This window comes from Enterobacter cloacae complex sp. 402C9 (genome assembly GCF_050030745.1).
Lineage (GTDB): Bacteria > Pseudomonadota > Gammaproteobacteria > Enterobacterales > Enterobacteriaceae > Enterobacter > Enterobacter intestinihominis.
Window position 1 is genome coordinate 1,902,149 of the sequence record NZ_JBLGUW010000001.1, and the last position, 24,321, is coordinate 1,926,469.

29 protein-coding genes and 1 other annotated feature are annotated in these 24,321 nt (G+C 53.2%); of the genes, 18 read left to right on the forward strand and 11 right to left on the reverse strand.

Features of this window, described 5'->3' with window-relative positions; genetic code table 11:
- Positions 1-52 precede the first annotated feature (52 nt).
- Together ACQG1K_RS09065 and katE are read right to left on the reverse strand one after the other, a co-directional pair.
- On the reverse strand, positions 53-1,210 hold the full coding sequence (locus tag ACQG1K_RS09065; protein WP_023305267.1) for a DDE-type integrase/transposase/recombinase: 1,158 nt from the start codon (positions 1,208-1,210) through the stop codon (positions 53-55).
- Between the two features lie 102 nt (positions 1,211-1,312).
- On the reverse strand, positions 1,313-3,562 hold the full coding sequence (gene katE, locus ACQG1K_RS09070; RefSeq protein WP_022647824.1) for a catalase HPII: 2,250 nt from the start codon (positions 3,560-3,562) through the stop codon (positions 1,313-1,315).
- 201 nt (positions 3,563-3,763) lie between these two features.
- On the opposite strand from katE, the gene cedA reads away from it, so the two are divergent.
- Positions 3,764-4,003 carry a cell division activator CedA gene (gene cedA, locus ACQG1K_RS09075; RefSeq protein ID WP_022647825.1) on the forward strand — a complete coding sequence of 80 codons (240 nt, stop codon included), beginning with the start codon at positions 3,764-3,766 and terminating at the stop codon, positions 4,001-4,003.
- A gap of 48 nt (positions 4,004-4,051) precedes the next feature.
- On the opposite strand, the gene tcyP is transcribed toward cedA, so the two are convergent.
- From tcyP to hxpB, 4 genes are all read right to left on the reverse strand, one after another.
- Positions 4,052-5,443, reverse strand: a complete 1,392-nt coding sequence (gene tcyP, locus ACQG1K_RS09080; RefSeq protein WP_022647826.1) for a cystine/sulfocysteine:cation symporter — start codon at positions 5,441-5,443, stop codon at positions 4,052-4,054.
- Between the two features lie 127 nt (positions 5,444-5,570).
- Positions 5,571-6,161, reverse strand: coding sequence for a metal-dependent hydrolase (locus tag ACQG1K_RS09085; RefSeq protein WP_015570742.1), 591 nt, complete (start codon positions 6,159-6,161; stop codon positions 5,571-5,573).
- Between the two features lie 95 nt (positions 6,162-6,256).
- A complete protein-coding gene (gene kduD / locus ACQG1K_RS09090) occupies positions 6,257-7,018 on the reverse strand; it encodes a 2-dehydro-3-deoxy-D-gluconate 5-dehydrogenase KduD (protein WP_426720876.1) in 762 nt (253 codons plus the stop codon).
- A 128-nt stretch (positions 7,019-7,146) separates the two neighbouring features.
- The gene (hxpB, locus tag ACQG1K_RS09095) at positions 7,147-7,818 is read right to left on the reverse strand and encodes a hexitol phosphatase HxpB (RefSeq protein ID WP_022647828.1); all 672 of its coding nucleotides are present in this window, start codon (positions 7,816-7,818) and stop codon (positions 7,147-7,149) included.
- Between the two features lie 141 nt (positions 7,819-7,959).
- On the opposite strand from hxpB, the gene ACQG1K_RS09100 reads away from it, so the two are divergent.
- Positions 7,960-8,496, forward strand: a complete 537-nt coding sequence (locus tag ACQG1K_RS09100) for a YniB family protein (RefSeq protein ID WP_015570741.1) — start codon at positions 7,960-7,962, stop codon at positions 8,494-8,496.
- A 32-nt stretch (positions 8,497-8,528) separates the two neighbouring features.
- Here the strand turns inward: ACQG1K_RS09100 and ACQG1K_RS09105 are convergent, their stop codons facing one another.
- From ACQG1K_RS09105 to pfkB, 3 genes are all read right to left on the reverse strand, one after another.
- Positions 8,529-9,389 (reverse strand): fructosamine kinase family protein, encoded by an 861-nt coding sequence (locus tag ACQG1K_RS09105; protein WP_022647830.1) that lies wholly within the window; start codon positions 9,387-9,389, stop codon positions 8,529-8,531.
- Between the two features lie 105 nt (positions 9,390-9,494).
- Positions 9,495-9,785 carry a type V toxin-antitoxin system endoribonuclease antitoxin GhoS gene (ghoS, locus tag ACQG1K_RS09110; RefSeq protein WP_426720875.1) on the reverse strand — a complete coding sequence of 97 codons (291 nt, stop codon included), beginning with the start codon at positions 9,783-9,785 and terminating at the stop codon, positions 9,495-9,497.
- A gap of 91 nt (positions 9,786-9,876) precedes the next feature.
- Positions 9,877-10,809 carry a 6-phosphofructokinase II gene (gene pfkB / locus ACQG1K_RS09115; RefSeq protein WP_022647831.1) on the reverse strand — a complete coding sequence of 311 codons (933 nt, stop codon included), beginning with the start codon at positions 10,807-10,809 and terminating at the stop codon, positions 9,877-9,879.
- Between the two features lie 17 nt (positions 10,810-10,826).
- Between pfkB and ACQG1K_RS09120 the strand changes: the two genes are divergently transcribed.
- From ACQG1K_RS09120 to ACQG1K_RS09130, 3 genes are all read left to right on the forward strand, one after another.
- Positions 10,827-11,099: a hypothetical protein gene (locus tag ACQG1K_RS09120; RefSeq protein ID WP_022647832.1), complete on the forward strand. Its 273-nt coding sequence runs from the start codon at positions 10,827-10,829 to the stop codon at positions 11,097-11,099.
- A gap of 5 nt (positions 11,100-11,104) precedes the next feature.
- On the forward strand, positions 11,105-11,863 hold the full coding sequence (locus ACQG1K_RS09125) for a DUF481 domain-containing protein (RefSeq protein WP_022647833.1): 759 nt from the start codon (positions 11,105-11,107) through the stop codon (positions 11,861-11,863).
- A 264-nt stretch (positions 11,864-12,127) separates the two neighbouring features.
- Entirely contained in the window at positions 12,128-12,361 is a 234-nt protein-coding gene (locus ACQG1K_RS09130) for a hypothetical protein (RefSeq protein WP_032622263.1), read from the forward strand.
- 149 nt (positions 12,362-12,510) lie between these two features.
- Here ACQG1K_RS09130 and yniD read toward each other — a convergent pair whose 3' ends face one another.
- Positions 12,511-12,618 (reverse strand): small membrane protein YniD, encoded by a 108-nt coding sequence (gene yniD, locus ACQG1K_RS09135; RefSeq protein WP_003857815.1) that lies wholly within the window; start codon positions 12,616-12,618, stop codon positions 12,511-12,513.
- Between the two features lie 98 nt (positions 12,619-12,716).
- Positions 12,717-12,809, reverse strand: coding sequence for a stress response membrane protein YncL (gene yncL, locus ACQG1K_RS09140; RefSeq protein ID WP_071785204.1), 93 nt, complete (start codon positions 12,807-12,809; stop codon positions 12,717-12,719).
- A gap of 323 nt (positions 12,810-13,132) precedes the next feature.
- Here yncL and thrS point away from each other — a divergent pair, with 323 nt between their 5' ends.
- The 13 genes from thrS (at position 13,133) to ACQG1K_RS09205 (ending at position 24,271) form a co-directional block, all read left to right on the forward strand.
- Positions 13,133-15,061: a threonine--tRNA ligase gene (gene thrS / locus ACQG1K_RS09145; RefSeq protein ID WP_367075269.1), complete on the forward strand. Its 1,929-nt coding sequence runs from the start codon at positions 13,133-13,135 to the stop codon at positions 15,059-15,061.
- A gap of 3 nt (positions 15,062-15,064) precedes the next feature.
- Positions 15,065-15,607 (forward strand): translation initiation factor IF-3, encoded by a 543-nt coding sequence (gene infC, locus ACQG1K_RS09150; protein ID WP_059443439.1) that lies wholly within the window; start codon positions 15,065-15,067, stop codon positions 15,605-15,607.
- 97 nt (positions 15,608-15,704) lie between these two features.
- Entirely contained in the window at positions 15,705-15,902 is a 198-nt protein-coding gene (gene rpmI / locus ACQG1K_RS09155) for a 50S ribosomal protein L35 (RefSeq protein WP_001124225.1), read from the forward strand.
- 50 nt (positions 15,903-15,952) lie between these two features.
- A complete protein-coding gene (gene rplT / locus ACQG1K_RS09160; RefSeq protein ID WP_000124850.1) occupies positions 15,953-16,309 on the forward strand; it encodes a 50S ribosomal protein L20 in 357 nt (118 codons plus the stop codon).
- A 117-nt stretch (positions 16,310-16,426) separates the two neighbouring features.
- Positions 16,427-16,551, forward strand: a sequence feature (Phe leader region).
- Positions 16,432-16,476, forward strand: a complete 45-nt coding sequence (pheM, locus tag ACQG1K_RS09165) for a pheST operon leader peptide PheM (protein ID WP_001386830.1) — start codon at positions 16,432-16,434, stop codon at positions 16,474-16,476. It overlaps the preceding feature by 45 nt.
- A gap of 62 nt (positions 16,552-16,613) precedes the next feature.
- Positions 16,614-17,597 carry a phenylalanine--tRNA ligase subunit alpha gene (gene pheS / locus ACQG1K_RS09170; protein WP_022647837.1) on the forward strand — a complete coding sequence of 328 codons (984 nt, stop codon included), beginning with the start codon at positions 16,614-16,616 and terminating at the stop codon, positions 17,595-17,597.
- A 15-nt stretch (positions 17,598-17,612) separates the two neighbouring features.
- Positions 17,613-20,000 carry a phenylalanine--tRNA ligase subunit beta gene (pheT, locus tag ACQG1K_RS09175; protein WP_038415896.1) on the forward strand — a complete coding sequence of 796 codons (2,388 nt, stop codon included), beginning with the start codon at positions 17,613-17,615 and terminating at the stop codon, positions 19,998-20,000.
- Positions 20,001-20,004: 4 nt separating this feature from the next.
- Positions 20,005-20,304, forward strand: a complete 300-nt coding sequence (gene ihfA / locus ACQG1K_RS09180) for an integration host factor subunit alpha (protein ID WP_003857805.1) — start codon at positions 20,005-20,007, stop codon at positions 20,302-20,304.
- Positions 20,305-20,407: 103 nt separating this feature from the next.
- Positions 20,408-21,388: a vitamin B12 ABC transporter permease BtuC gene (gene btuC / locus ACQG1K_RS09185; protein ID WP_200521107.1), complete on the forward strand. Its 981-nt coding sequence runs from the start codon at positions 20,408-20,410 to the stop codon at positions 21,386-21,388.
- Between the two features lie 33 nt (positions 21,389-21,421).
- Complete coding sequence (locus ACQG1K_RS09190; RefSeq protein WP_022650905.1) at positions 21,422-21,973, forward strand: glutathione peroxidase; 552 nt, start codon at positions 21,422-21,424, stop codon at positions 21,971-21,973.
- A complete protein-coding gene (gene btuD, locus ACQG1K_RS09195; RefSeq protein WP_367075267.1) occupies positions 21,973-22,728 on the forward strand; it encodes a vitamin B12 ABC transporter ATP-binding protein BtuD in 756 nt (251 codons plus the stop codon). Before ACQG1K_RS09190 ends, btuD begins: the two co-directional genes overlap by 1 nt.
- A gap of 72 nt (positions 22,729-22,800) precedes the next feature.
- Complete coding sequence (locus ACQG1K_RS09200; RefSeq protein WP_015570730.1) at positions 22,801-23,265, forward strand: NlpC/P60 family protein; 465 nt, start codon at positions 22,801-22,803, stop codon at positions 23,263-23,265.
- A 292-nt stretch (positions 23,266-23,557) separates the two neighbouring features.
- Positions 23,558-24,271, forward strand: a complete 714-nt coding sequence (locus ACQG1K_RS09205; RefSeq protein ID WP_063149520.1) for a cyclic di-GMP regulator CdgR — start codon at positions 23,558-23,560, stop codon at positions 24,269-24,271.
- Positions 24,272-24,321 lie beyond the last annotated feature (50 nt).

The following is a 24,321-nucleotide window of genomic DNA, read 5'->3' on the forward strand; positions in this document are numbered from 1 at the left end:
TATGACCGGATACATAGGTAACAGATCAGACCGGGAACATAGGTAACACTTTTCAGTCTATCCGGAGCACACTCTGGGTTTTTCGGTCGTAGTACGCAAGCGTTATTCCATTAAAGATGATGGCCTCCAGGCCATCATCTTGTTCTTCCAGCATGATGTACTCATCAGTCAGCGCTTCACTCAGGAACACCGTCCCCTTTTTCCCCATATAGAGTGTCCCCCTTGATTTCACCCTGTAGACCGTACCTCCTTCCGGATAAGCATATTCAGGAACCCTGCCATCCCAGTGCCGGCCTGAGGGTTGCCATACCGTTCCGGGCGTTGCACCCGCCAGGGCTTCATGCGGCCTTTCGTAGTTAAACTCTTCCCGGTAGCCACTGAACCACCGCTGTTGTTCTTCCATCGTCATAAATATGTTGCCCTGTTTTACTGCACTTTTCAGCGAACGATGCATTCGCTCATGACGGCCGTTTTCTTCCGGATGCCCCTTTCTGATGCGTTCCGGTCTGATGCCCAGCTTTATCAGCCAGACTGCAAGGCGACTTAACCCGGCGATACCTGTTCCTGCGAAAGGCTGACCATTATCCGTTCTCAGGACTTCCGGCAGACCGTACTCCAGGAACGCATCCGTCAGGCACTGCCTGACGAAGGGCTCGCTCTCCCGGTCTGCTCCCCGGCAGCTCAGAAGATACCGGCTGTGATTGTCGGTGAGGGTGAAGGGATGACAGTATTTCCGGCTCAGCAGCCTGAACTTGCCTTTAAAATCAGCGCTCCAGACCTGATTGTTCTCACTGATGATGGTCAGGGGCTGGCGATTGCCCGGGGTTCTGCGTTTTCGCTTTTTATCCGGAACCAGGCCTTCACGCTTGAGGATATCGCCGATAGTACTGGCAGCGGGGACGGTAAAATCGACGTGATGATTGAGCAGCCACATCCGCAGTTTTTTGGGGCCCCAGTCAGGGTGTTTTTGCCTCAGGGCCGTAAGCTGCCCGGCGATATCATCAGGAACTGTCCGGGAGTGGGAGTGCGGAGCACGCGACCGGTCAGAGAGAGATGACAGGTCAGAGGGGTCAAAACGCTGAAGCCATTTGTAACCGGTTTTTCGACTGATGCCGAAGAGACGGCAGAGGGCAGAAAAAGAATCCGTACCTGCATGGCAGGCACGGATGAAATCAAGGCGTTGCATAGGTCGCGTCTCAGTCCAGGGCATAGCGAGTCTCCTCTTCTATGCCAGTTATAACTGTTACCCATGTATCCGGTCTAAAGTGTTACCCATGTTTCCGGTTCATACCGTAGCGCCACCCGGTTTTTTTTACGCCGGTATCTGGTCAATCTTGCTGCTGCGCGACCACACGCGGTGCGCGGCGAGCAGGTCAAACAGCCGGGTCATAAACGCATCGTCAATGTTATCACCTTCGACAATGCCTTCTTCCCCTTGATCCGGTACCTTCAGCAGCGATTTAAACTTCCGCGCATCGCCTGCGAGGGCGATTGGCTTCAGGTGCTTATAGGCTTCCAGCAGATAATAGGCGGCATCACCGTTACCGAGCAAACTCTCAACGTCGCCGCACGGCATAATCACCGCATCAACCGTCAGGGACGGTGCCCCGGCGAAGGTCGCAGCAATCGGCAGGACGGAGCCATCATCGGCCGTCACTTCACCCATGCGTGAGTAAAGCAGTTTGGCATGTACGCCCTGAGTCTTGAGCGCCCTCATGATCCCCAGCACGTCGCTGGCGCGCGGTTTATCGTTCAGCAGGATAGCCACTACGCGGCCTTTGATCGACCCGCCAGGTACCGCGTACAGGCTCAGGGACGGATCCTTCTTCAGCCCGTTCACGTCTTTAGGCGGTGCAGCATGGCATTGCTCGTCAGTCAGCGTAATGCCGAGATTATTCGCCACGCCCTGAGCAAGCTGGATATCAATATGCGCCAGATGGTCGACCACGCGCTCGCGAATGTAGGTACGCACCACTTTGCTCAGCTCGAAGCTGAAGCCGCCGATAATGTGCTGCTGTTCGATCGGGGTCTGGCTGTTCCAGAACAGGCGAGGCTGAGCGTAATATTCGCCGAATGACGGGCTGCGCTCGCGAATTTTTGTTCCGTCCACGCGCTCCTGATACGACTCGAATCCGCCACGTTTTGGCCCCGGCGGGGTTTCACGCGGCCAGTTATCGTTAATGGAGTTCGGCTCGTAGTTCGCCGGGTTGGTATCGATATCCTGGCGATGCATCCCGTCACGCTGGAAGTTATGGTACGGACAGGTCGGACGGTTGATTGGGAGCTCATGGAAGTTAGGTCCACCAAGACGGCTGATCTGCGTATCGGTGTAAGAGAACAGACGACCCTGCAGCAGCGGATCGTTGGTGAAGTCCAGCCCCGGCACAATATGGCCCGGGTGGAACGCTGCCTGCTCATTTTCCGCGAAGAAGTTGTCCGGGTTGCGGTTAAGCACCATTTTACCCACCAGCTGAACCGGCACCAACTCTTCAGGAATAAGCTTGGTCGGGTCGAGCAGGTCGAAGTCGAATTTGAACTCGTCTTCTTCCGGGATCAGCTGTAATCCCAGCTCGTATTCCGGGAAATCACCGGCTTCAATGGATTCCCACAGTTCGCGACGGTGGAAGTCCGGATCGCGTCCGGTCAGCTTCTGCGCTTCATCCCACACCAGCGACGCTTTCCCCGCGACCGGTTTCCAGTGGAAACGCACAAACGTCGCTTTACCTTCAGCGTTAATCAGACGGAAGGTATGAATACCAAAGCCTTCCATAGTGCGATAGCTGCGCGGGATCCCCCGGTCAGACATCGCCCACATCACGTTGTGAAGGGTTTCCGGTTGCAGGGAGACGTAGTCCCAGAATGTGTCATGCGCACTTTGTCCCTGCGGTATGGCCCAGTGTGGTTCTGGTTTTACCGCATGGACAAAGTCAGGGAACTTATGCGCGTCCTGTATGAAGAAAACCGGGGTGTTATTCCCGACGAGGTCGAAAATGCCCTCTTCGGTATAGAATTTGGTGGCGAAGCCGCGGATATCACGCACCGTGTCGGCCGAACCCGCGCCGCCCTGTACGGTAGAGAAACGCACAAACACCGGTGTGATTTTGTTCGGATCGGAAAGGAAATCTGCTTTGGTGATCTCCTTCAGGCTCTTGTACGGCTGGAAATAGCCGTGCGCCGCGGAGCCGCGAGCGTGGACGATACGCTCAGGGATACGCTCATGGTCGAAATGGGTGATTTTTTCGCGCAGGATGAAATCTTCCAGCAGCGTCGGGCCGCGCGTTCCGGCGCGCAGGGAGTTCTGATCATCGGCAATGCGAACGCCCTGGTTCGTGGTCAGCGCATGGCCTTCACCGCCCTTGCGGTGAGGATCGAGCGATTTCAGCTTTTCGTTTTCCGTTTCCGGGGCTTTCATGCTGCCCGGGGCGGTAGGCTGTTCACCCGGTGCGGAAGGACCCGGTGATGGTTTGTGTGAGCCGTCGGCTGGGGCAAGTGAGTCCATTCCCGGTTGAGATTCTTCAGTCCCATGAATGGGTGACTGATGTGGTTTATCATTGTTCGACATTGCACGCTTCTCCTTTGTTCATTCCTAAAAACCCTATTAAGGATAGAACAATGTTAAGAATTAGCAGGCGAACTAAGCGTTTTCAGATATTGATTAGCGAAAGGAGCCATCTGCGATACGTCAGGCGCGACGGGCGGGGGGAGAATCGGCTATGATAGAAATTTCCTGCTTTAAGAATTTGCTTTAGTGAACCCGTCGCTTATGAAACCTCTTCGTCAACAAAACCGCCAGGTTATTAGCTATGTACCCCGCGTTGAGCCCGCGCCGCCAGACCATGCCCTGAAGGTGGATGGTTTTCGCGATGTCTGGATGCTGCGGGGTAAATACGTTGCCTTCGTGCTGATTGGCGAGCATTTCCGTCGCTCCCCTGCGTTTACGGTGCCGGAATCGGCGCAGCGATGGGCAATGCAGACCCGCCAGGATGAAGAGGTTGAAGAATAACAGCCATAAAAAAACCGCCCGATGGCGGTTTTTTTATTTCAGCAGTGATTAACGATGTGCCAGTTCGGCATCATCTTCACTGTCGAGAATCGTTTTGTCGGTCTGCTTCAGCCACTGGCTGGTCAGGGTACCGGCGGTCATTGAACCACTCACGTTCAACGCGGTACGACCCATATCGATCAGTGGTTCAACAGAGATCAGCAGGGCAACCAGCGTTACCGGCAGCCCCAGCGCAGGCAGAACGATCAGCGCAGCGAAGGTCGCGCCGCCGCCCACGCCCGCAACACCGGCGGAGCTAATGGTCACGATACCGACCAGCGTCGCAATCCAGACCGGATCCAGCGGGTTAATACCCACGGTTGGGGCAACCATCACGGCCAGCATCGCCGGGTAGAGACCCGCACAGCCGTTCTGCCCGATGGTGGCGCCAAAGGAGGCCGAGAAGCTGGCGATAGACTCGGGTACGCCCAGACGACGTGTCTGTGCTTCCACGTTCAGCGGAATCGATGCCGCGCTGGAACGGCTGGTGAAGGCGAAGGTCAGCACCGGCCAGACTTTGCGGAAATATTTCAGCGGGCCAACGCCGTTCACCGCCAGCAGGATGCCGTGCACAACAAACATGATGCCCAGACCGAGGTACGAGGCAATCACAAAGCTGCCAAGCTTGATGATGTCTTGCAGGTTAGAACCTGCCACGACTTTGGTCATCAGCGCCAGGACACCGTACGGCGTCAGCTGCATGACCAGACGCACCAGCTTCATTACCCAGCTTTGCAGGGTATCGATGGCAGTCAGAACCCGCTCGCCTTTCGGCGCATCGTCCTTCAGCAGCTTCAGCGCAGCCACGCCCAGGAACGCAGCGAAGATCACTACGCTGATAATGGAGGTTGGGCTTGCACCGGTAAGGTCAGCAAACGGGTTTTTCGGAATGAAGGAGAGCACCATCTGCGGAACGGTCAGATCGGCCACTTTACCCACGTAGTTGGTCTCAATCGCCGTCAGACGCGCGGTTTCAGCGCTACCCTGCACCAGACCTTCAGCAGTCAGGCCAAACAGATTGGTAACCAGCACACCCACCAGCGCCGCAATCAGCGTGGTGAAGAGCAGGGTGCCAATGGTCAGGAAACTGATTTTACCCAGTTGAGAAGCATTATGCAGCCGGGCTACGGCGCTCAGAATTGAGGCGAATACCAGCGGCATAACGATCATTTGCAGCAGCTGTACATAGCCGTTACCGACAATGTTGAACCACTGAATGGAATCTTTCAGTACCGGGCTGTCGGAGCCGTAAATAGCGTGTAAGGCCAGGCCAAACACCACGCCCATGACCAGACCAACCAGTACCTTTTTCGCCAGGCTCCACTGTTTGTGGCGAGCCTGGGCGAGAAGCAATAGCAATACGACGAACACAACAATGTTCGCGATGAGTGGAAAATTCATCCCCGTTCTCCTGATTTATTATACGGTCGGTTTTTACCGAACCTGTTGGCGCAAGGTTATCAGAAGTGTGATGTGGCGCTTATATCCATATGGAATGGTTTATGACAAAAGTGATTATATTGTCGGTTTAATGTTCAATCTGGTGATTAATAAAACGATTGAACTGAAATTGCAGCGAGTTGATCATCTGCGATGACCAGCGCACTGCACCATTTTCGGGCAATGTCTGCGGCATCCAGACGGCATAGGCAAACAGCGCCATGCACAGAACGCGCTCCAGCTGGTTGCCTTTTTGCGGCACGAGGATTGGCAGGCGGAAACGCCAGCGGCAGGGCCAGAGCAGCGGAACGCCCGCTGGCGTCAGCATATCGGCGAGGATATGGCTTAAGTAGCCGAGCACCATGCCCTGAATGGCATCCGCCGGGACTATCCAACTCTCGGGAACCTTCAAATAGAAGAGTGTAAGCAGGCCAAATACGGCCAGCAGGCTGTGGGTAAACCCGCGATGACCAAAGGCTCTGGCGATGGGTTTTGAAATCCACTTCAGCCGCTGACCAAGGAATGATTTTGGATGGTCGATGTCCGGCAGCAGGCAGGTCAGCACGGCAGAAGGGACAATATGCCACCAGTCCCCCTGGGCCAGCACAGGGGTCAGTTCAGCGTTTTTAGCAAACACTGCACAGGCAAGTGAAAAAAGCAGGTGGCCTTCCGCCGTCATGATAAAACCCGGTAAACTGTCAATCCATACAGTATAGGGTTTTTATACAGTGTGTGAAAGAGGTGACGGTGTAACTCTTTGTCACAAACCGGCGGTTAGCGCGCCAGCCAGCCACCGTCTACGGCAAGGGTATGGCCGTTAACGTAATCCGACGCCGCCGAGGCCAGAAACACCACCGGACCCTGTAAATCCTCCGGAAGTCCCCAGCGGCCCGCCGGAATACGGTCGAGGATCGCCTGGCTGCGCTGCTCATCATCGCGAAGTTGTTGGGTGTTATTTGTCGCCATATAACCCGGCGCGATAGCGTTCACGTTAATACCTAGCGGCGCCCATTCGTTTGCCAGCAGGCGGGTGAGCCCGAGGACGCCGCTTTTCGAAGCCGTATAGGACGGCACCCGAATGCCGCCCTGGAAGGAGAGCATGGAGGCAATGTTAATGATCTTGCCGCCCTGACCCTGCACGATAAACTGTTTCGCTACTGCCTGAGAGAGGAAAAAGACCGATTTCAGATTGAGATCGATGACCTCGTCCCAGTCCTTCTCGCTAAATTCCAGCGCATCGCACCGACGAATGGTGCCGGCATTGTTAACCAGAATATCGATGCGGCCCATCTCTGTGACGGCGGTATCCCCGACGCTCTGAATACTCTCATGCTTGCCGAGATCGGCGCGAATTGCGATAAAGCGCCGTCCCAGCGCCGTGACGCGCGCTGCCGTTTCGTCAGGAATCTTGCGGTTTACCCCCACGATATCGCATCCTGCCTGGGCGAGGGCAATGGCCATGCCTTGCCCCAGACCGGTATCGCACCCGGTCACCATCGCCACTTTTCCTGCCAGAGTAAAAGCATCCAGTATCATACGCGCCTCAGAAGTCAGGTTATTGTCATTCTGCACGTAAGGATAGGAGTCTGGAATGAGAAAAGCAAATAAAGTAAAACGTTGTTTTGATTTTGTGATACAGGCAGCCGAAGCTGCCTGAAAGAGCGTTACTCTCCGCGCAGATGGCGGGCAGTCAATTCTTCAAGAGACGTCAGCCTGACATCCGCGAGGGCAAAGCGGGGATCGTGTCGGCCTTCTTCAGCCGGCACAACGATGGAGCGCATACGTGCGGCTTTGGACGCCACCATGCCGTTAACCGAATCTTCCAGCGCCACACAGGTAAGCGGATCCAGCCCCAGTTTCGCGGCGCAGTCCATATACACCTGCGGATGTGGCTTGCTGTAAGGAAGCTTTTCGGCCGAGGCCAGCGCGTCGAAGCTGTCGCGCAGCCCGAACATCGTCAGCACTTTTTCCAGCATATGCAGAGGTGAGGCAGAGGCAAGCCCCACTTTCAGCCCTTGCGCCTTGCACAGGGCGATAGCGTCGCGTACGCCCGGTAACAGAGGCTTATTCTCTTCTACAAGGGAGATAGCACGGTTGATAATGCGCGCCGTAACTTCGTCGCGATCCGGGCCAACCCATGGCTGGTGGGCATACCAAAGGTCAACCACCATATCGATGCGCAGCCCCAGGGTATCGGGAAGCTCATTACGACGACTGATATCGACGCCGAGGCTGGCCATCACGTCCAGTTCAGCCCGATCCCACAGGGGTTCGGAATCAATCAACAATCCATCCATGTCAAAAATAGCGGCAAGTATCTGGCGCGGTGTCGACATTACAACATCTCCTTATCTTGGGGGTAAGACGAACGGTGCTAAGCACAAGCAATTTAGCATATTGCATTCAAAGATCGGGCGAAAATGACCGACAGCAGGTAGACTTAGGCACAAATAACGCGTCTTTATGAAGAGGAACTAATGACGTATCAACAAGCTGGACGCATCGCAGTCTTAAAACGTATTGCTGGTTGGGTTATTTTCATTCCCGCCCTGATTTCAACGCTGATCTCCGTACTTAAATTTATGTACGATCACAGCGAAAAACAGCCGGGCATTAATGCCGTCATGCTTGATTTTGCCCACGTCATGATTGAGATGATGCGGTTTAACACCCCATTCCTGAACGTCTTCTGGTTCAACTCGCCCACCCCGGATTTTCACCACCAGCTGAATGTCGGGTTCTGGATAATCTATGCGTTGATCTTTATCGCGATGGCGTTGCAAGCCTCCGGCGCGCGCATGAGTCGCCAGACCCGCTTTTTACGCGAAGGGGTGGAAGATCAGCTGATACTTGAGAAGGCGAAAGGCCCTGACGGGATGAGCCGCGAGCAGATCGAATCGCGCATTGTCGTTCCGCGTCATACCATTTTTGTGCAGTTTTTCCCGCTCTATATCCTGCCGGTTATTATCATTGTGGCCGGGTATTTCTTCTTTACACTGCTCGGCTTCCTGTAATGTCAAAGGGGGCGTATTGCCGCCCCCTCCCGCTATGCCGCCAGGATACGATCCAGCGCTCGCTGGGCATTCACCAGATGACTCCCGCCAAACAAAATCGCCCGGTTTAGCAAGGTGTACAGCTGATAAACCGGCTGACGTTCAAGGAAACCCGCAGGTAACGGCGAGACAGACTGATAGCCATCATAAATTTGCGGCGGCTGTTCAGGGTGCAACGGCAGCATCGCCAGGTCACATTCTCTGTCGCCCCAGTAGCAGGCCGGGTCAAATATATAGGGACCATCAGGCCCAAGCGCGCAGTTGTTCGACCATAAATCACCGTGCAGAAGGGAAGCCTGAGGCTGATGCGAAGCCAGACGCTGCTGAATGTGTTCAACAATCGCGTCGATGTTGCCGAACGCTAGTCCCTTTTCAGCGGCCAGCTCCAGCTGCCAGCCTATGCGCTGCTCGGCGAAAAAAGTCGACCAGCGGCGTTGCCACGCGTTTGGCTGTGGGGTGGTAGAGAGGTCGTTATCGAAATCGAGCCCAAACTGAGGTTGATCGCTCCACTGGTGCAAACGGGCGATCTGTTGGCCGAGAATAAAGGCGTTGTGCGCATCCAGAGGGCGCGCCGGAAGATAGTTCATCACCAGAAAGCTGTAGTCACGATCGCTGCCAACGGCTAAAACCTGTGGAACGTTGACTGTTTTACTGCGCGATAACAACTCAAGCTGATCGGCTTCGGCCGTAAAAATGGGGAGCAATTCGCGCTCATCACATTTTACGAAGAGATCGCGCCCGGCGTAACGTAAATGCCATGCGGCATGGATCTCTCCGCCTGGCAGTTCGTTACGCAGTTCAATTTCACCTTCACCCAGTTGCTCACTTAAAAGATGACTGATAGCCTGCCACATGATGTCTCTCCCATGTTGTCTGCCAGATCATAAAGTTAGCGCAAAACGGCTATAAAAAAACAGGAACTAACGCACAACTGAGCGGTTTAATTTTGTACAGGGCACTTATTGCTCTTTTTTATGCCAGTTTTCCCAGCTATCCACATCAATTTCCGTGGCTTTGTCAGTCACGCTTTCCACCAGGCTACTGGCCAGCGCCTTCACCTCCTCCTGACTCAGCGGGCTTATCAGGCCAAAGGCCAGCGAGCCGAGATCGTGAATATTGCCCTCATCGTCCGTCAGCGTGAGCAGAAAATTCGCCCGCGTGAAAGTGTTGTTGAGTTCATTCAGTTCGGTCAGCGATGCTTCATGAATATTGACGGTTACGACGTAGCGGGTGATATCACCACTGCTCATAATTCACCTCGTTGTTATCCTGAAAGTTTTCTTAGCATAGTCGATAAGCCATATTTGGCGACTTCCCCCTCCACGGGAAGGGGAAGCACGTTCAGCTTCTCGCCAGGTAATCGACAATTTTCTGAGTATCCGCAAGCGAACACAGACGGGTTCCCTGATTGATGGTGGCAGCGCTCCCTGCCGCGACGCCATAGCGTGCCATCTCCAGAAGCGAAGCGCCCTGCGCCAGCTTCAGCACCATCGCGCCAACCATACTGTCACCGGCACCCACGGTACTCTGACTTTTCATCGGCGGTGGAACAACCTGCACGCAGCCCGTCTTGTCGACGGCCAGCGCACCCTGAGGACCGAGAGAGACTACAACGCGATGCGCTTTGCCCGTGCGTACCAGCTCTTCTGCGGCAGTACGCACGTCATCAGGCTGGTTGAGCTCGCGATTGACAAGCGCACTGAGCTCTTTCTGGTTAGGTTTGACAAGTTCAAGTTGTCCGGGCTCTAACGCCGCCTTCAGGGCATCGCCTGAGCTATCGACAATGCAGCGGATGCCGCGCTGGAGCACCGCCTGAACCAGTGCCGTCAGCTTTTCTGTTTTGACGCCCGGCGGCAGGCTACCGCTGATCACCAGCAATGAGCCGCTTTCAATGGTCAGCACTTTCTCTTCCAGTTGACGAAACTCATCATCGCTCAACTTCGCCCCTGGCATCACAAAACGATATTGCTCGCCGCTGGATTCAACATGGACATGCAGGTTTTGCCGGGTCCAGTCTCTGGCGTCAACGGTATCTACGGCAACCTGTTCATCTGCCAGCAACGCAACCAGATGCTCACCCGTGGCGCCGCCAGCGGGGAAGATGGCGGTTGCTTTTCCGCCGAGATGGGTAATGGCACGCGCCACGTTAATGCCGCCGCCGCCCGGCTCAAACACCGGCGCGCTACAGCGCAGCTTACCTTCCGGATAGATTTGCGGCGTCATGGTCGCAGAGTCGAGGGAAGGGGAGAGCGTCAGCGTGTAAATCGAAGCCATCATGACCTCCTTTTATCATGGGTTATTTTAAGCCTGGCACCGTTTGGCAGGAAGGCAACGTAAATAACAGTATGATTTTAAAAATGAATGCTGACAAAAAACCTTGGCCGGGTATATACATTAAATCGCGTTTTGGGATCGTTCTTATTCAAAAAATGAAAGAAGAAATTATTGCTATGTTATTTGCGGCTTTTTATAATTTGTTACCTTTCTATGGTCGCCTTGTCATTGATCCGCAAGAAAGTTTCCGAGACCGTGACGGTCTCTTTTTATGTTGTACGGACTCCTAAAATAAATGAAGCTTTTGAAGACAGTACCCGCAGCACTGATGCTGGCGGGTGGCGTATTTGCGTCACTGAATGCAACCGCCGATGATACCGTTTTTACTGTCATGGACGATCCCTCCACTGCCAAAAAACCCTTTGAAGGTAACGTGAATGCCGGGTATCTGGCGCAATCCGGTAACACGAAAAGCTCCTCCATGACCGCAGACAGCACCCTGACCTGGTACGGCAACACCACGGCCTGGTCGCTGTGGGGCAATGCCAGCAACACGTCTGCTAACGATGAACGCTCCTCTGAGAAATACGCGGTAGGTGGGCGTAGCCGTTACAACATGACAGATTATGACTACCTGTTTGGGCAGGCGAGTTGGCTTACTGACCGCTACAACGGCTATCGCCAGCGCGATGTCATGACTGCGGGTTATGGTCGTCAGTTCCTGAATGGACCAGTGCACAGCCTCCGTTTTGAATTCGGTCCGGGTGTCCGTTACGACGAGTACACCAACGGCGAAGATGAAACCCAGCCGCTGGGTTATGCATCGGGCACCTACGCATGGCAAATGACTGACAACGCTAAATTCACCCAGGGTGTGTCGGTGTTTGGTGCTGAAGATACAACGCTGAACTCTGAAAGTGCGTTGAACGTGGCTATCAACGAACACTTTGGACTCAAGGTGGCGTACAACGTAACCTGGAACTCTTCACCGCCTGATTCCGCGCCGGAACATACCGATCGCCGAACCACGATTTCTTTAGGTTATAAAATGTAATTTCTTCGGGCCGGGACTATTCTCGGCCTGTTTTTTATTTTTTGAAACTGTGCTTATTTATATTAAACGGCGTTTTGAAATAATAGGCATGGCTTCGTCTTCATAATTTCTCCATAATTAGGCGACCAGGCCTTATTCAGTTTATTTAACACGAATTGATAAATAATTTGACTAGGCAAAAGTGTGATCCAGATCTACACTTACGGCACAGGCAAAAAACTCGCCTCAGACATTTCTGCATTAATTAAGTATGAGAACAGAATTATGAAAAAAATCAAAACCGCTACAGCAGCGATGGTGCTTTCCGCACTTTCATTTGGCGTATTTGCTGCTGATAATATGACGCAACCTGCCAGTGACGTTAACAGCCCAGTCGGGATCGCTAAAGCCTCTGATGTTGAAGCAGGCTCCAACATTGCCCCTGGCTCCCAGTCTACCGGCCAGTCAATGAATGATGCATTTGATGTACACAAGCTGGTGGCGGGTGAGTGGTCCTGATATTTCAACTGCCACATGTGATGGAATATATACGCTGTCACAGCCTGGCGAAAACCGGATTATGACGTACCGGTTTTGGACCATAAATTTTCGTAAAGATAGTTAAGATTTATTCAGTAAATTCACGGCACGTTTTCGCTGACATAATATTAGCCCCAGATCATCGCGGCCCAGCGCAGCAGCAACATCGCGCCGCAAATAGCGATTAACACCACGACCATTTTCCAGTGCTTAACGGCAAATCTTTTTGTTGGCATAACCCAATCCTTGTCAGTTGATACCCTTAGTCTACCAAAGTCTGCGCCAGAAAGCGCTTTACCCGGGACAACAGGTTATGCCAGAACAGCGGTTCGGCTTAAAACCAGTGGAATCTGTCGGCCAGTATCAATACCAGACCAGCAGCGGAAAGTAGATTCAATATCACAACGGTTCTGCTCGATACATTCATGTGATACCCCTTCGATGTTTAAGGACCAGATCAAGAATAGCTCAGCACTTTCGGATTGCGAGCCCCCGTCAACAAAAGTTCATGAACGCAGACATAAGGATGAGCGGTTCAAATCGGTCGCGGGAAGGTGCATTCGCCCTGTTAATAGTGTTACCATTACGCTGCTTGCCGTAAATCCGCATTTATCTGAATCGGCAGGTGCATGATGACGAACCAATTTGACGATTGTTGGTCAGATGGTTTCGTAATCTACTGTTTAATCACGATTATTTTCTTTGTATATGCTCTTATGTGTGGGGCATCACTGCAAATAAGGATATAAAATGCCTGTAATTACTCTTCCTGATGGCAGCCAACGCCATTTCGACCACGCTGTAAGCCCAATGGATGTTGCCCTGGATATCGGTCCTGGACTCGCAAAAGCAACCATTGCAGGCCGCGTAAACGGTGAGCTGGTAGACGCGTCCGATCTGATTGAAAGCGATGCAACGCTTGCGATCATCACCGCGAAAGACGAAGAAGGTCTGGAGATCATTCGTCACTCCTGTGCGCACCTGTTAGGTCATGCTATTAAGCAGCTGTGGCCCAACACCAAAATGGCGATCGGCCCGGTTATCGACAACGGCTTCTACTACGACGTTGACCTTGACCACACCCTGACACAGGAAGATATCGACGCGCTCGAAAAACGTATGCATGAGCTCGCCGAAACGAACTATGACGTCATCAAGAAGAAAGTCAGCTGGCATGAAGCGCGTGAAACCTTCGTGAAGCGCGGCGAGAGCTATAAAGTCTCGATTCTTGATGAAAACATCGCTCATGATGACAAGCCTGGCTTGTACCATCACGAAGAATATGTCGACATGTGCCGTGGACCGCACGTGCCGAATATGCGCTTCTGTCATCACTTCAAACTGATGAAAATCGCAGGCGCCTACTGGCGTGGCGACAGCAACAATAAAATGTTGCAGCGTATCTATGGTACCGCATGGGCCGATAAGAAAGCCCTGAACGCGTACCTGCAACGCCTGGAAGAGGCGGCTAAGCGTGACCACCGTAAAATCGGTAAGCAGCTTGACCTGTATCATATGCAGGAAGAAGCGCCGGGGATGGTGTTCTGGCATAACGACGGCTGGACAATCTTCCGTGAACTGGAAACGTTCGTGCGCTCCAAGCTGAAAGAGTACCAGTATCAGGAAGTGAAAGGCCCGTTCATGATGGACCGTGTGCTGTGGGAAAAAACCGGCCACTGGGACAACTACAAAGATGCGATGTTCACCACTTCGTCTGAGAACCGTGAATACTGCATCAAGCCAATGAACTGTCCGGGCCACGTTCAGATCTTCAACCAGGGTCTGAAATCCTACCGCGATCTGCCGCTGCGTATGGCGGAGTTCGGTAGCTGCCACCGTAACGAGCCATCAGGTGCGCTGCACGGGCTGATGCGTGTTCGTGGCTTTACTCAGGATGATGCGCATATCTTCTGTACTGAAGATCAGGTACGTGATGAAGTTAACGCCTGTATTCGTATGGTCTACGATATGTACAGCACCTTTGGCTTCGAGAAGATCGTGGTCAAACTCTCAACGCGTCCGGAAAAACGTATCGGTAGCGATGAGACATGGGATCGCGCAGAAGCGGATCTCGCCGTGGCGCTGGAAGAGAACGGTATTCCGTTCGAATACCAGCTGGGCGAGGGCGCATTCTACGGTCCAAAAATTGAATTTACCCTGTATGACTGCCTCGATCGCGCATGGCAGTGCGGAACGGTACAGCTGGACTTCTCCCTGCCGCAGCGTTTAAGCGCCTCTTATGTTGGCGAAGACAACGAGCGTCAGGTGCCGGTTATGATTCACCGTGCGATTCTCGGTTCACTGGAGCGCTTCATCGGCATCCTGACTGAAGAGTTCGCGGGCTTCTTCCCAACCTGGCTTGCGCCAGTGCAGGTAGTTGTGATGAACATTACCGATTCTCAGGCGGATTACGTTAAAGAATTGACGCAGAAACTACAAAATGCGGGCATTCGCGTAAAAGCAGACTTGAGAAATGAGAAGATTGGCTTTAAAATCCGCGAGCACACTTTACGTCGTGTCCCGTATATGTTGGTCTGTGGTGATAAAGAGGTGGAAGCAGGCAAAGTTGCCGTTCGCACCCGCCGTGGTAAAGACCTGGGGAGCCTGAACGTAAGTGAAGTGATTGAGAAGCTGCAACAAGAGATTCGCAGCCGCAGTCTTCAACAACTGGAGGAATAAGGTATTAAAGGCGGAAAACGAGTTCAAACGGCACGTCCGAATCGTATCAATGGCGAGATTCGCGCCCAGGAAGTTCGCTTAACAGATCTTGAAGGTGAACCACTGGGGATTGTGAGTCTGAGAGAAGCGATCGAAAAAGCTGAAGAAGCTGGAGTAGATTTAGTTGAAATCAGCCCTAACGCCGAACCGCCAGTTTGTCGTATTATGGACTACGGCAAGTTCCTTTATGAAAAGAGTAAATCTTCTAAGGAACAGAAGAAGAAGCAAAAAGTTATCCAGGTTAAGGAAATCAAATTCCGTCCTGGTACCGACGATGGCGATTATCAGGTAAAACTCCGCAGCCTGATTCGCTTTCTGGAAGATGGCGATAAGGCCAAGATCACGCTGCGTTTCCGCGGTCGTGAGATGGCCCACCAACAGATTGGTATGGAAGTGCTTAACCGCGTCCGTGAAGATCTGAGTGAACTGGCAGTAGTCGAATCCTTCCCAACGAAGATCGAAGGCCGCCAGATGATCATGGTGCTCGCTCCTAAGAAGAAACAGTAAGGCCTTCAAGCAGCAAAATCTGTGGAGCCTTCGGGCCCCATAGGTTTTGTTCGCCTATGTTTCGTTTATTTAACAATGCGAAGTGGAAGTTATTAAAATGCCAAAAATTAAGACCGTACGCGGTGCTGCTAAGCGCTTCAAAAAAACCGGTAAAGGTGGTTTTAAGCACAAGCACGCTAACCTGCGTCACATTCTGACTAAGAAAGCTACCAAGCGTAAACGTCACCTGCGTCCAAAAGCCATGGTTTCTAAAGGCGATCTGGGCCTGGTCATCGCGTGCCTGCCGTACGCATAAGTCGTTAACGTTTAACTTTTTTAACTTAGAATAGATACAGGAGAGCACACATGGCTCGCGTAAAACGTGGTGTAATTGCACGTGCACGTCACAAGAAAATTTTGAAACAAGCTAAAGGCTACTACGGTGCGCGTTCACGCGTATACCGCGTTGCCTTCCAGGCTGTTATCAAAGCAGGTCAGTACGCTTACCGTGACCGTCGTCAGCGTAAGCGTCAGTTCCGTCAACTGTGGATTGCGCGTATCAACGCAGCAGCACGTCAGAACGGTATTTCTTACAGCAAATTCATCAACGGCCTGAAAAAAGCCTCTGTTGAAATCGACCGTAAGATCCTGGCTGACATCGCAGTATTCGACAAAGTAGCGTTCACCGCTCTGGTCGAAAAAGCGAAAGCAGCACTGGCATAAGCCAGTTGAAAGAGGGGGCTTTGCTCCCTCTTTTCATATCGCCTTATCAGAAGATTGACATTTACCCGTCCAGGCTTTTCAATAAGGTCTTAACGGTTTTTACCCTACAAGGTAACGCAAGCATGAATGCTGCTATTTTCCGCTTCTTCTTTTACTTTAGCACCTGACTTCAGGAGGCTAGCGCGTGAAAGATGAAACGAAAAACAGCGCCAGATAAGCCTCCCGATGGAGGCTTTTTTTGTGCCTGAATTTGAGAGATTACGTCCAACAATTCGGTGTCTGCACCGACATAATGAGGAAAACCATGTCACATCTCGCAGAGCTGGTTGCCAGTGCAACGGCCGCCATTAACCAGGCCTCAGATGTTGCCGCGTTAGACAATGTCCGCGTCGAATATCTGGGCAAGAAAGGGCATCTGACCCTTCAGATGACTACCCTGCGTGAACTGCCAGCAGAGGAGCGCCCGGCAGCAGGTGCAGTGATTAACGAAGCCAAAGAGCAGGTACAACAGGCGCTGAACGCACGTAAAGCTGAGCTGGAAAGTGCAGTACTGAATGCGCGTCTGGCGGCAGAAACGATTGACGTTTCTCTGCCGGGTCGCCGTATCGAAAACGGCGGTCTGCATCCGGTTACCCGTACTATCGATCGTATTGAAAGTTTCTTCGGTGAGCTCGGCTTTACCGTGGCGACTGGCCCGGAAATTGAAGATGACTACCACAACTTCGATGCCCTTAACATTCCTGGCCATCATCCGGCACGCGCTGACCACGACACTTTCTGGTTTGACGCCACCCGTCTGCTGCGTACTCAGACATCTGGCGTTCAGATCCGTACCATGAAGGAGCAGGCTCCACCGATCCGCATCATCGCGCCGGGTCGCGTATACCGTAACGACTACGATCAGACCCACACCCCAATGTTCCACCAGATGGAAGGTCTGATTGTTGATAAAAACATCAGCTTCACCAACCTGAAAGGCACACTGCACGATTTCCTGAACAACTTCTTTGAGGAAGATTTGCAGGTTCGTTTCCGTCCGTCCTACTTCCCGTTCACTGAACCTTCTGCGGAAGTTGACGTGATGGGTAAAAACGGTAAATGGCTGGAAGTGCTGGGCTGCGGCATGGTGCATCCAAACGTACTGCGCAACGTAGGTATCGATCCGGAAGTTTACTCCGGCTTTGCGTTCGGTATGGGCATGGAGCGTCTTACCATGCTGCGCTACGGCGTAACCGACTTACGTGCGTTCTTCGAAAACGATCTGCGTTTCCTCAAACAGTTTAAATAAGGGCAGGAAAGAACAATGAAATTCAGTGAACTGTGGTTACGCGAATGGGTTAACACCACGCTGGACAGCGACGCGCTTTCTAACCAGATCACCATGGCGGGTCTGGAAGTTGATGGCGTGGATCCTGTTTCTGGCGCCTTTACCGGCGTCGTGGTAGGTGAAGTGGTTGAGTGTGGCCAGCACCCTAACGCCGACAAACTGCGCGTAACAAAAGTCAATGTGGGCGGTGACCGTCTGCTGGATATCGTCTGCGGTGCGCCAAACTGCCGACAGGGCCTGAAGGTAGCCGTGGCGACCGTCGGCGCGGTACTGCCGGGCGATTTCAAAATCAAAGCGGCTAAGCTGCGCGGTGAGCCGTCTGAAGGCATGCTGTGCTCCTTCTCCGAGCTGGGCATTTCCGACGATCACTCCGGGATTATCGAGCTGCCGCAGGATGCACCAGTGGGTACCGATATCCGCGAATACCTGAAGCTTGATGACAACACCATCGAAATCAGCGTGACGCCAAACCGTGCCGACTGCTTAGGTATCATCGGTGTAGCCCGCGACGTGGCCGTTCTGAACCAGACCGAACTGAACGAGCCGGAGATCGCTCCGGTTGAGGCAACCATCAGTGATGTGCTGCCGATTCAGGTTGACGCCCCTGACGCATGTCCGCGCTACCTCGGTCGCGTGGTGAAAGGCATCAACGTTAAAGCGCCAACCCCGCTGTGGATGAAAGAGAAACTGCGTCGCTGTGGTATCCGTTCTATCGACGCTGTGGTTGACGTGACCAACTATGTTCTGCTGGAGCTGGGCCAGCCAATGCACGCCTTCGATAAAGATCGTATCGAAGGGGGTATTATTGTGCGCATGGCGAAAGAGGGCGAAACCCTGGTTCTGCTGGACGGCAGCGAAGCGAAACTGAACGCCGACACCCTGGTAATTGCCGATCACAACAAAGCGCTGGCGATGGGCGGGATCTTCGGCGGCGAGCACTCTGGCGTCAACGACGAGACGCAAAACGTCCTGCTGGAATGCGCGTTCTTCAGCCCGCTCTCCATCACCGGCCGCGCACGCCGTCACGGTCTGCACACTGACGCTTCTCACCGCTATGAGCGTGGCGTGGATCCTGCGCTGCAATACAAAGCGATGGAGCGTGCGACTCGCCTGCTGATCGACATCTGCGGCGGCGAAGCGGGTCCGGTTATCGATGTGACCAACCAAGCGGCGCTGCCGAAGCGTGCGACCATTACTCTGCGCCGCAGCAAGCTGGATCGTCTGATTGGTCACCACGTTGCCGATGCGCAGGTGACCGACATTCTGACGCGTCTGGGCTGCGAAGTGACTGAAGGTCAGGATGAGTGGAAAGCCGTTGCGCCATCCTGGCGTTTCGACATGGAGATCGAAGAAGATCTGGTGGAAGAAGTGGCCCGCGTGTACGGCTACAACAATATCCCTGACGAGCCGGTGCAGGCGGGTCTGGTGATGGGCAGCCATCGCGAAGCCGATCTGTCACTGAAGCGTGTGAAAACCATGCTGAACGACAAAGGCTACCAGGAAGTGATCACCTACAGCTTCGTTGATCCTAAGCTGCAACAGCTGATCCACCCGGGTCAGGAAGCGCTGATCCTGCCAAGCCCGATCTCCAGCGAGATGTCAGCGATGCGTCTGTCCCTGTGGACGGGACTGCTGGGTACTATCGTTTATAACCAGAACCGTCAGCAGAACCGCGTGCGTATTTTCGAAAGCGGTTTGCGCTTTGTACCGGATACTCAGGCCAATTTAGGCATCCGTCAGGATCTCATGCTGGCCGGCGCCATCAGCGGTAACCGCTATGAAGAGCACTGGGACCTGGCAAAAGGGACGGTTGATTTCTACGATATGAAGGGCGATCTGGAAGCGATTCTCGATCTGACCGGTAAATTATCCGAAATTGAATTCCGCGCAGAAGCGATTCCAGCCCTGCATCCGGGCCAGAGTGCGGCGATCTATTTAGACGGCAAACGTGTTGGTTTTATTGGGGTTGTTCACCCGGAGCTGGAACGTAAGCTGGATCTGAATGGCCGTACCATCGTATTCGAGCTGGAGTGGAACCCGGTTGCAGACCGCGTCATTCCTCAGGCAAAGGACGTCTCACGCTTCCCGGCAAACCGCCGTGATATCGCGGTTGTGGTCGCTGAAAATGTGCCCGCAGCAGATATTTTGGCCGAATGTAAGAAAGTTGGCGTAAATCAGGTAGTTGGCGTAAACTTATTTGACGTGTACCGCGGCAAGGGCGTAGCAGAAGGTTTCAAGAGCCTCGCTATTAGCCTTATCCTTCAGGATACCAGCCGTACACTCGAAGAAGAGGAGATTGCCGCTACCGTCGCCAAATGTGTAGAGGCATTAAAAGAGCGATTCCAGGCATCATTGAGGGATTGAACCTATGGCGCTTACAAAAGCTGAAATGTCAGAATATCTGTTTGATAAGCTTGGGCTTAGCAAACGGGATGCCAAAGAGCTGGTAGAGCTGTTTTTCGAAGAGATCCGTCGTGCTCTGGAAAATGGTGAGCAGGTTAAACTTTCCGGCTTTGGCAATTTTGATTTGCGAGACAAAAACCAACGTCCGGGCCGTAACCCGAAGACGGGGGAAGATATTCCCATTACAGCCCGCCGCGTGGTGACCTTCAGACCCGGACAGAAGTTAAAAAGCCGTGTCGAAAACGCAACGCCCAAAGCAGAGTAATATGAACTAACTAAAAAGGCCGCTCACGCGGCCTTTTTTCTTTGCGCTATTTGCTAAACCCGCCGTAAAATCAATGATATCTCAACCGGATAACCTATCGTCTATGCTTGATCTTGCCCGTCTTCAGCACCGCTCCGATCTCCGCCGCCTGTGTCTGCTCGGGGTGCTGATGATTGTCGCCACCACCGTCAGCCTGTGTGCGGGCGATCGGTGGCTGGGACCGGAAAGCTGGTTTACGCCTGAGGGACAGCTCTTTGTCTGGCAGATCCGCCTGCCACGGACGCTGGCTGTGCTTTTAGTCGGCGCTGCGCTGGCGCTGTGCGGCACGATCATGCAGGCATTATTTGAAAACCCTCTGGCGGAACCCGGACTTCTCGGGGTATCGAATGGCGCAGGCGTCGGGCTTATCGCCGCCGTGATGCTGGGGGGAGGCGAGCTCTCCGCCTGGGGGATTAGCCTCAGCGCTATCCTTGGCGCGCTGTTGATAACCCTTATCCTTCTGCGCTTTGCTCGTCGCCATTTATCCACCAGCCGGCTGCTGCTTGCCGGGGTAGCGTTGGGGATCATCTGTAGCGCGCTGATGACATGGGCCGTCTACTTCTCCACCTCTTTCGATCTGCGCCAGTTAATGTACTGGATGATGGGGGGATTTGGTGGCGTTGACTGGCGTCAGGGGTGGCTGATGGTGCTCCTGATCCCGGTCATCCTGTGGACGGTGTTCCAGGCGCAGCCGCTTAATATTCTCGCGCTGGGCGAAACGTCTGCTCGCCAGCTCGGGATGCCGATTGGCTTCTGGCGCAACGTGCTGGTTATCGCTATCGGCTGGATGGTGGGCGTAAGCGTGGCGCTGGCGGGGGCGATTGGCTTTATTGGGCTGGTGATCCCGCATATGCTGCGCCTGTGCGGTATTACGGACCACCGAACCCTGCTTCCTGCCTCGGCGGTTGCCGGGGCGGCAACGCTGCTGATTGCCGATATCATCGCCCGGCTTGCGCTGACGGCCGCTGAGTTGCCGATAGGCGTGGTGACCGCAACGCTGGGCGCACCGGTCTTTATCTGGCTACTATTAAAAGCTGGACGTTAAAACACAACCTGTAAGTCAACCTGAGGGAATGCTATGCAGTCTGATATTCTGAATACCGAAGTGACTACCATTGACGGCGAGAAAACCACGCTGGAAGGCTACAAGGGCAAGGTACTGCTCATCGTGAACGTGGCATCGAAATGTGGCCTTACGCCGCAGTATGAACAGCTGGAAAACATTCATAAAGCCTGGGAAAAAGACGGCTTTACCGTACTCGGCTTCCCGTGCAACCAGTTCCTGGGCCAGGAGCCGGGCAGCGAAGAGGAGATTAAGACCTTTTGCAGCACAACCTATGGTGTGACGTTCCCGATGTTCAGCAAAATTGATGTGAACGGGGAGAATCGACATCCGCTGTATGCCAAACTGGTGGCCGCGGCGCCGACCGCCGTTGCGCCTGAAGAGAGTGGTTTCTATGAGCGTATGGCGAGCAAAGGTCGCGCGCCGCTCTATCCGGACGATATTCTGTGGAACTTCGAAAAATTCCTGATTGGCCGTGACGGTCAGGTCGTGCAGCGTTTCTCGCCTGACATGACGCCTGAAGATCCTATCGTGATGGAATCAATCAAACTGGCGCTGGCGAAATAATGACGCTGCTGATGCAGCTCACAGGCGTTGCCGGGAAGAGACGTCTTGAGCCTGTTACCGCCGCAGTCAACGCAGGTGAAATCCTTCACCTGGTTGGGCCTAACGGCGCCGGAAAAAGCACGCTGCTGGCGCGCATGGCGGGGCTGACCCGCGGGGAAGGGGAGATTACCTTTCTCGGGCAATCGCTCGTCAACTGGCTACCCTCTACACTCGCCTCCCGTCGAAGCTATCTGGTTCAGCAGCAGGTTCCGCCCTTTGCAATGCCCGTCTGGCACTACCTGACGCTGCACCTGCCTGATAAAAATCAGGTAGCATTGCTCCATGACGTTGCTGCGGCGCTCGGGTTAGACGATAAGCTCACCCGACAGGCCAGCCAGCTTTCCGGTGGCGAATGGCAGCGCGTGCGTCTGGCCGCCGTCATCCTTCAGGTTCATCCGGTGGGAAATCCTCACGGGCGGTTGCTGCTGCTGGACGAGCCGATGAGCGGACTGGACGTTGCCCAGCAGGCAGCGCTGGATACTCTGCTCAGCGCGCTGTGTCGCAAGGGCATCGCCATTGTGATGAGCAGCCATGATTTAAACCATACGTTGCGCCACGCGCATCGGGTGTGGTTGCTGGCGCGTGGCAAACTGATTGCCAGCGGAACGCGCGACAGCGTGCTGACGGCCCCCAATCTTGCGAGTGCTTATCACATGTCGTTCCGGAGGCTGGATATTGAAGGCCACAAGATGCTCATTTCCACGGCGCAGGAATAACCTTTCTTGCACAGCCGCATAGATGCACGCTAAATTACCGAAAGAACAAAAAAAGCAGAGGATTCGTCTGAAATGCGATTCTGGTTTCTCCTTGTTGCGGCGCTATTTCTTGCAGGATGCAGCAGCCATCGTGCACCTCCGCCTAACCCACGGCTTTCTGACTCCATTACGGTCATTGCCAGCCTGAACGATCAGCTCAGCAACTGGCGCGGCACCCCTTATCGCTACGGCGGGATGAGCCGGGGCGGGGTGGATTGCTCGGGATTTGTGCTGATGACTTTCCGCGATAAATTTGACCTACAGCTTCCGCGTGAAACGCGTATGCAGGCGAAAATCGGCACTGAAATTGATAAAGACGAGCTCCTGCCCGGCGATCTGGTCTTTTTTAAAACAGGTTCCGGTGAAAGCGGCCTTCATGTCGGCATTTATGACACCGATAATCAGTTCATTCATGCCTCGACCAGCCGCGGCGTGATGCGCTCCTCTCTCGATAATGTTTACTGGCGTAAAAATTTCTGGCAGGCCAGGCGTATTTAACCGCTGCATAAAGATGCAGTGCGGAGGGCCTGGCGGTGAAAATAGACGTCAGGCTTTTCTTGCGGGTGGATTAAAGTAAAATTTTTGCCCACTTATTTTTGTCAGCATGTGCCTGTTTTATCTAAAACTGGCTATTATTCAATAACCAGGATAAGATTATTTTAGATTCAGGGAAAAATCTGAAAATTAATACGGAAAGAATGAAATTAATCTTATTAAAATCAAGACAGTGGAATTGTGCCTGCAATTGCTCCAGGATGTTCTCTCTCATCTTTAATGCAGGACAAGGGCGATGATTATTACGCTAGATAATGCTTACCAGTCTGAACTTTTACTCCTTCCGGCACGTGATAGTGCAGGTTTGCTTAAAGGTTTAGAGATTTTGGTTAACTTTACTGGCGTGGGTACGGACGTACGAATCCCGACTGAACTGGTTATCCCTCATCTTTCTCAGGAAGATGAATTAGTGCTGTTTCAGGAAAAACTGCAATTACTCGATACCTGTAAGCTATTTTTTATTCAGCATCAGTTAATTGCATGGATCAATATTACACCTGCAATTGTTGAGTTTTTATTAACTAATGAGAACGCTGTTTCAATCCTTGATCGTTATCCGTTTCTTGAGTTTACTGTTAATGAGAACTATCCAGGTTTAAATAACGGGAAAGACGATCTTACGCTTGCAAGAATGGCGATCCATTTTCCCTTAGTGCTGGCTAACTTTGGTGCAGGGGCTGCATCCCTTAAACCGGTTTATGATGGTCTGTTCAAACGGGTGATTCTGGATAAATACTTTATTCATCAGCGCGTCTCGGCGCTCTCTTTCGAGCCATTTATGCGCGCCATTCTCTGGCAGATCGCGCCGCATTGTCAGTCGGTCATGGTCTCGGGAATTGACGATCACGGCATCTTACAACGCGTGCTGCCCTTCAATTTTGGCGCAATGCAGGGAACCCTGTGGCCTGCCGTCCCGGCAGAACGCGTAACGACCCTCGTTCAGCAATAACCCCTTTCTTCGCCCGTGTTTACGTCAAGGGAAACCCTCTACACTTAAAG

Coding starts and splice junctions, on each gene's coding strand:
- pfkB (WP_022647831.1), bottom strand. CDS start 10,809: ATGGCTTCGATTTACACGCTGACGCTCTCCCCTTCCCTCGACTCTGCG.
- rplT (WP_000124850.1), top strand. CDS start 15,953: ATGGCTCGCGTAAAACGTGGTGTAATTGCACGTGCACGTCACAAGAAA.
- hxpB (WP_022647828.1), bottom strand. CDS start 7,818: ATGTCGACACCGCGCCAGATACTTGCCGCTATTTTTGACATGGATGGA.
- btuD (WP_367075267.1), top strand. CDS start 21,973: ATGACGCTGCTGATGCAGCTCACAGGCGTTGCCGGGAAGAGACGTCTT.
- ACQG1K_RS09120 (WP_022647832.1), top strand. CDS start 10,827: ATGGGTTATTTTAAGCCTGGCACCGTTTGGCAGGAAGGCAACGTAAAT.
- yniD (WP_003857815.1), bottom strand. CDS start 12,618: ATGCCAACAAAAAGATTTGCCGTTAAGCACTGGAAAATGGTCGTGGTG.
- ihfA (WP_003857805.1), top strand. CDS start 20,005: ATGGCGCTTACAAAAGCTGAAATGTCAGAATATCTGTTTGATAAGCTT.
- cedA (WP_022647825.1), top strand. CDS start 3,764: ATGAAACCTCTTCGTCAACAAAACCGCCAGGTTATTAGCTATGTACCC.
- thrS (WP_367075269.1), top strand. CDS start 13,133: ATGCCTGTAATTACTCTTCCTGATGGCAGCCAACGCCATTTCGACCAC.
- pheS (WP_022647837.1), top strand. CDS start 16,614: ATGTCACATCTCGCAGAGCTGGTTGCCAGTGCAACGGCCGCCATTAAC.
- pheT (WP_038415896.1), top strand. CDS start 17,613: ATGAAATTCAGTGAACTGTGGTTACGCGAATGGGTTAACACCACGCTG.
- rpmI (WP_001124225.1), top strand. CDS start 15,705: ATGCCAAAAATTAAGACCGTACGCGGTGCTGCTAAGCGCTTCAAAAAA.
- katE (WP_022647824.1), bottom strand. CDS start 3,562: ATGTCGAACAATGATAAACCACATCAGTCACCCATTCATGGGACTGAA.
- ACQG1K_RS09125 (WP_022647833.1), top strand. CDS start 11,105: ATGAAGCTTTTGAAGACAGTACCCGCAGCACTGATGCTGGCGGGTGGC.
- yncL (WP_071785204.1), bottom strand. CDS start 12,809: ATGAATGTATCGAGCAGAACCGTTGTGATATTGAATCTACTTTCCGCT.
- kduD (WP_426720876.1), bottom strand. CDS start 7,018: ATGATACTGGATGCTTTTACTCTGGCAGGAAAAGTGGCGATGGTGACC.
- btuC (WP_200521107.1), top strand. CDS start 20,408: ATGCTTGATCTTGCCCGTCTTCAGCACCGCTCCGATCTCCGCCGCCTG.
- ACQG1K_RS09205 (WP_063149520.1), top strand. CDS start 23,558: ATGATTATTACGCTAGATAATGCTTACCAGTCTGAACTTTTACTCCTT.
- ACQG1K_RS09100 (WP_015570741.1), top strand. CDS start 7,960: ATGACGTATCAACAAGCTGGACGCATCGCAGTCTTAAAACGTATTGCT.
- ACQG1K_RS09200 (WP_015570730.1), top strand. CDS start 22,801: ATGCGATTCTGGTTTCTCCTTGTTGCGGCGCTATTTCTTGCAGGATGC.
- ACQG1K_RS09105 (WP_022647830.1), bottom strand. CDS start 9,389: ATGTGGCAGGCTATCAGTCATCTTTTAAGTGAGCAACTGGGTGAAGGT.
- ACQG1K_RS09065 (WP_023305267.1), bottom strand. CDS start 1,210: ATGCCCTGGACTGAGACGCGACCTATGCAACGCCTTGATTTCATCCGT.
- ACQG1K_RS09085 (WP_015570742.1), bottom strand. CDS start 6,161: ATGACGGCGGAAGGCCACCTGCTTTTTTCACTTGCCTGTGCAGTGTTT.
- ACQG1K_RS09190 (WP_022650905.1), top strand. CDS start 21,422: ATGCAGTCTGATATTCTGAATACCGAAGTGACTACCATTGACGGCGAG.
- ghoS (WP_426720875.1), bottom strand. CDS start 9,785: ATGAGCAGTGGTGATATCACCCGCTACGTCGTAACCGTCAATATTCAT.
- ACQG1K_RS09130 (WP_032622263.1), top strand. CDS start 12,128: ATGAAAAAAATCAAAACCGCTACAGCAGCGATGGTGCTTTCCGCACTT.
- tcyP (WP_022647826.1), bottom strand. CDS start 5,443: ATGAATTTTCCACTCATCGCGAACATTGTTGTGTTCGTCGTATTGCTA.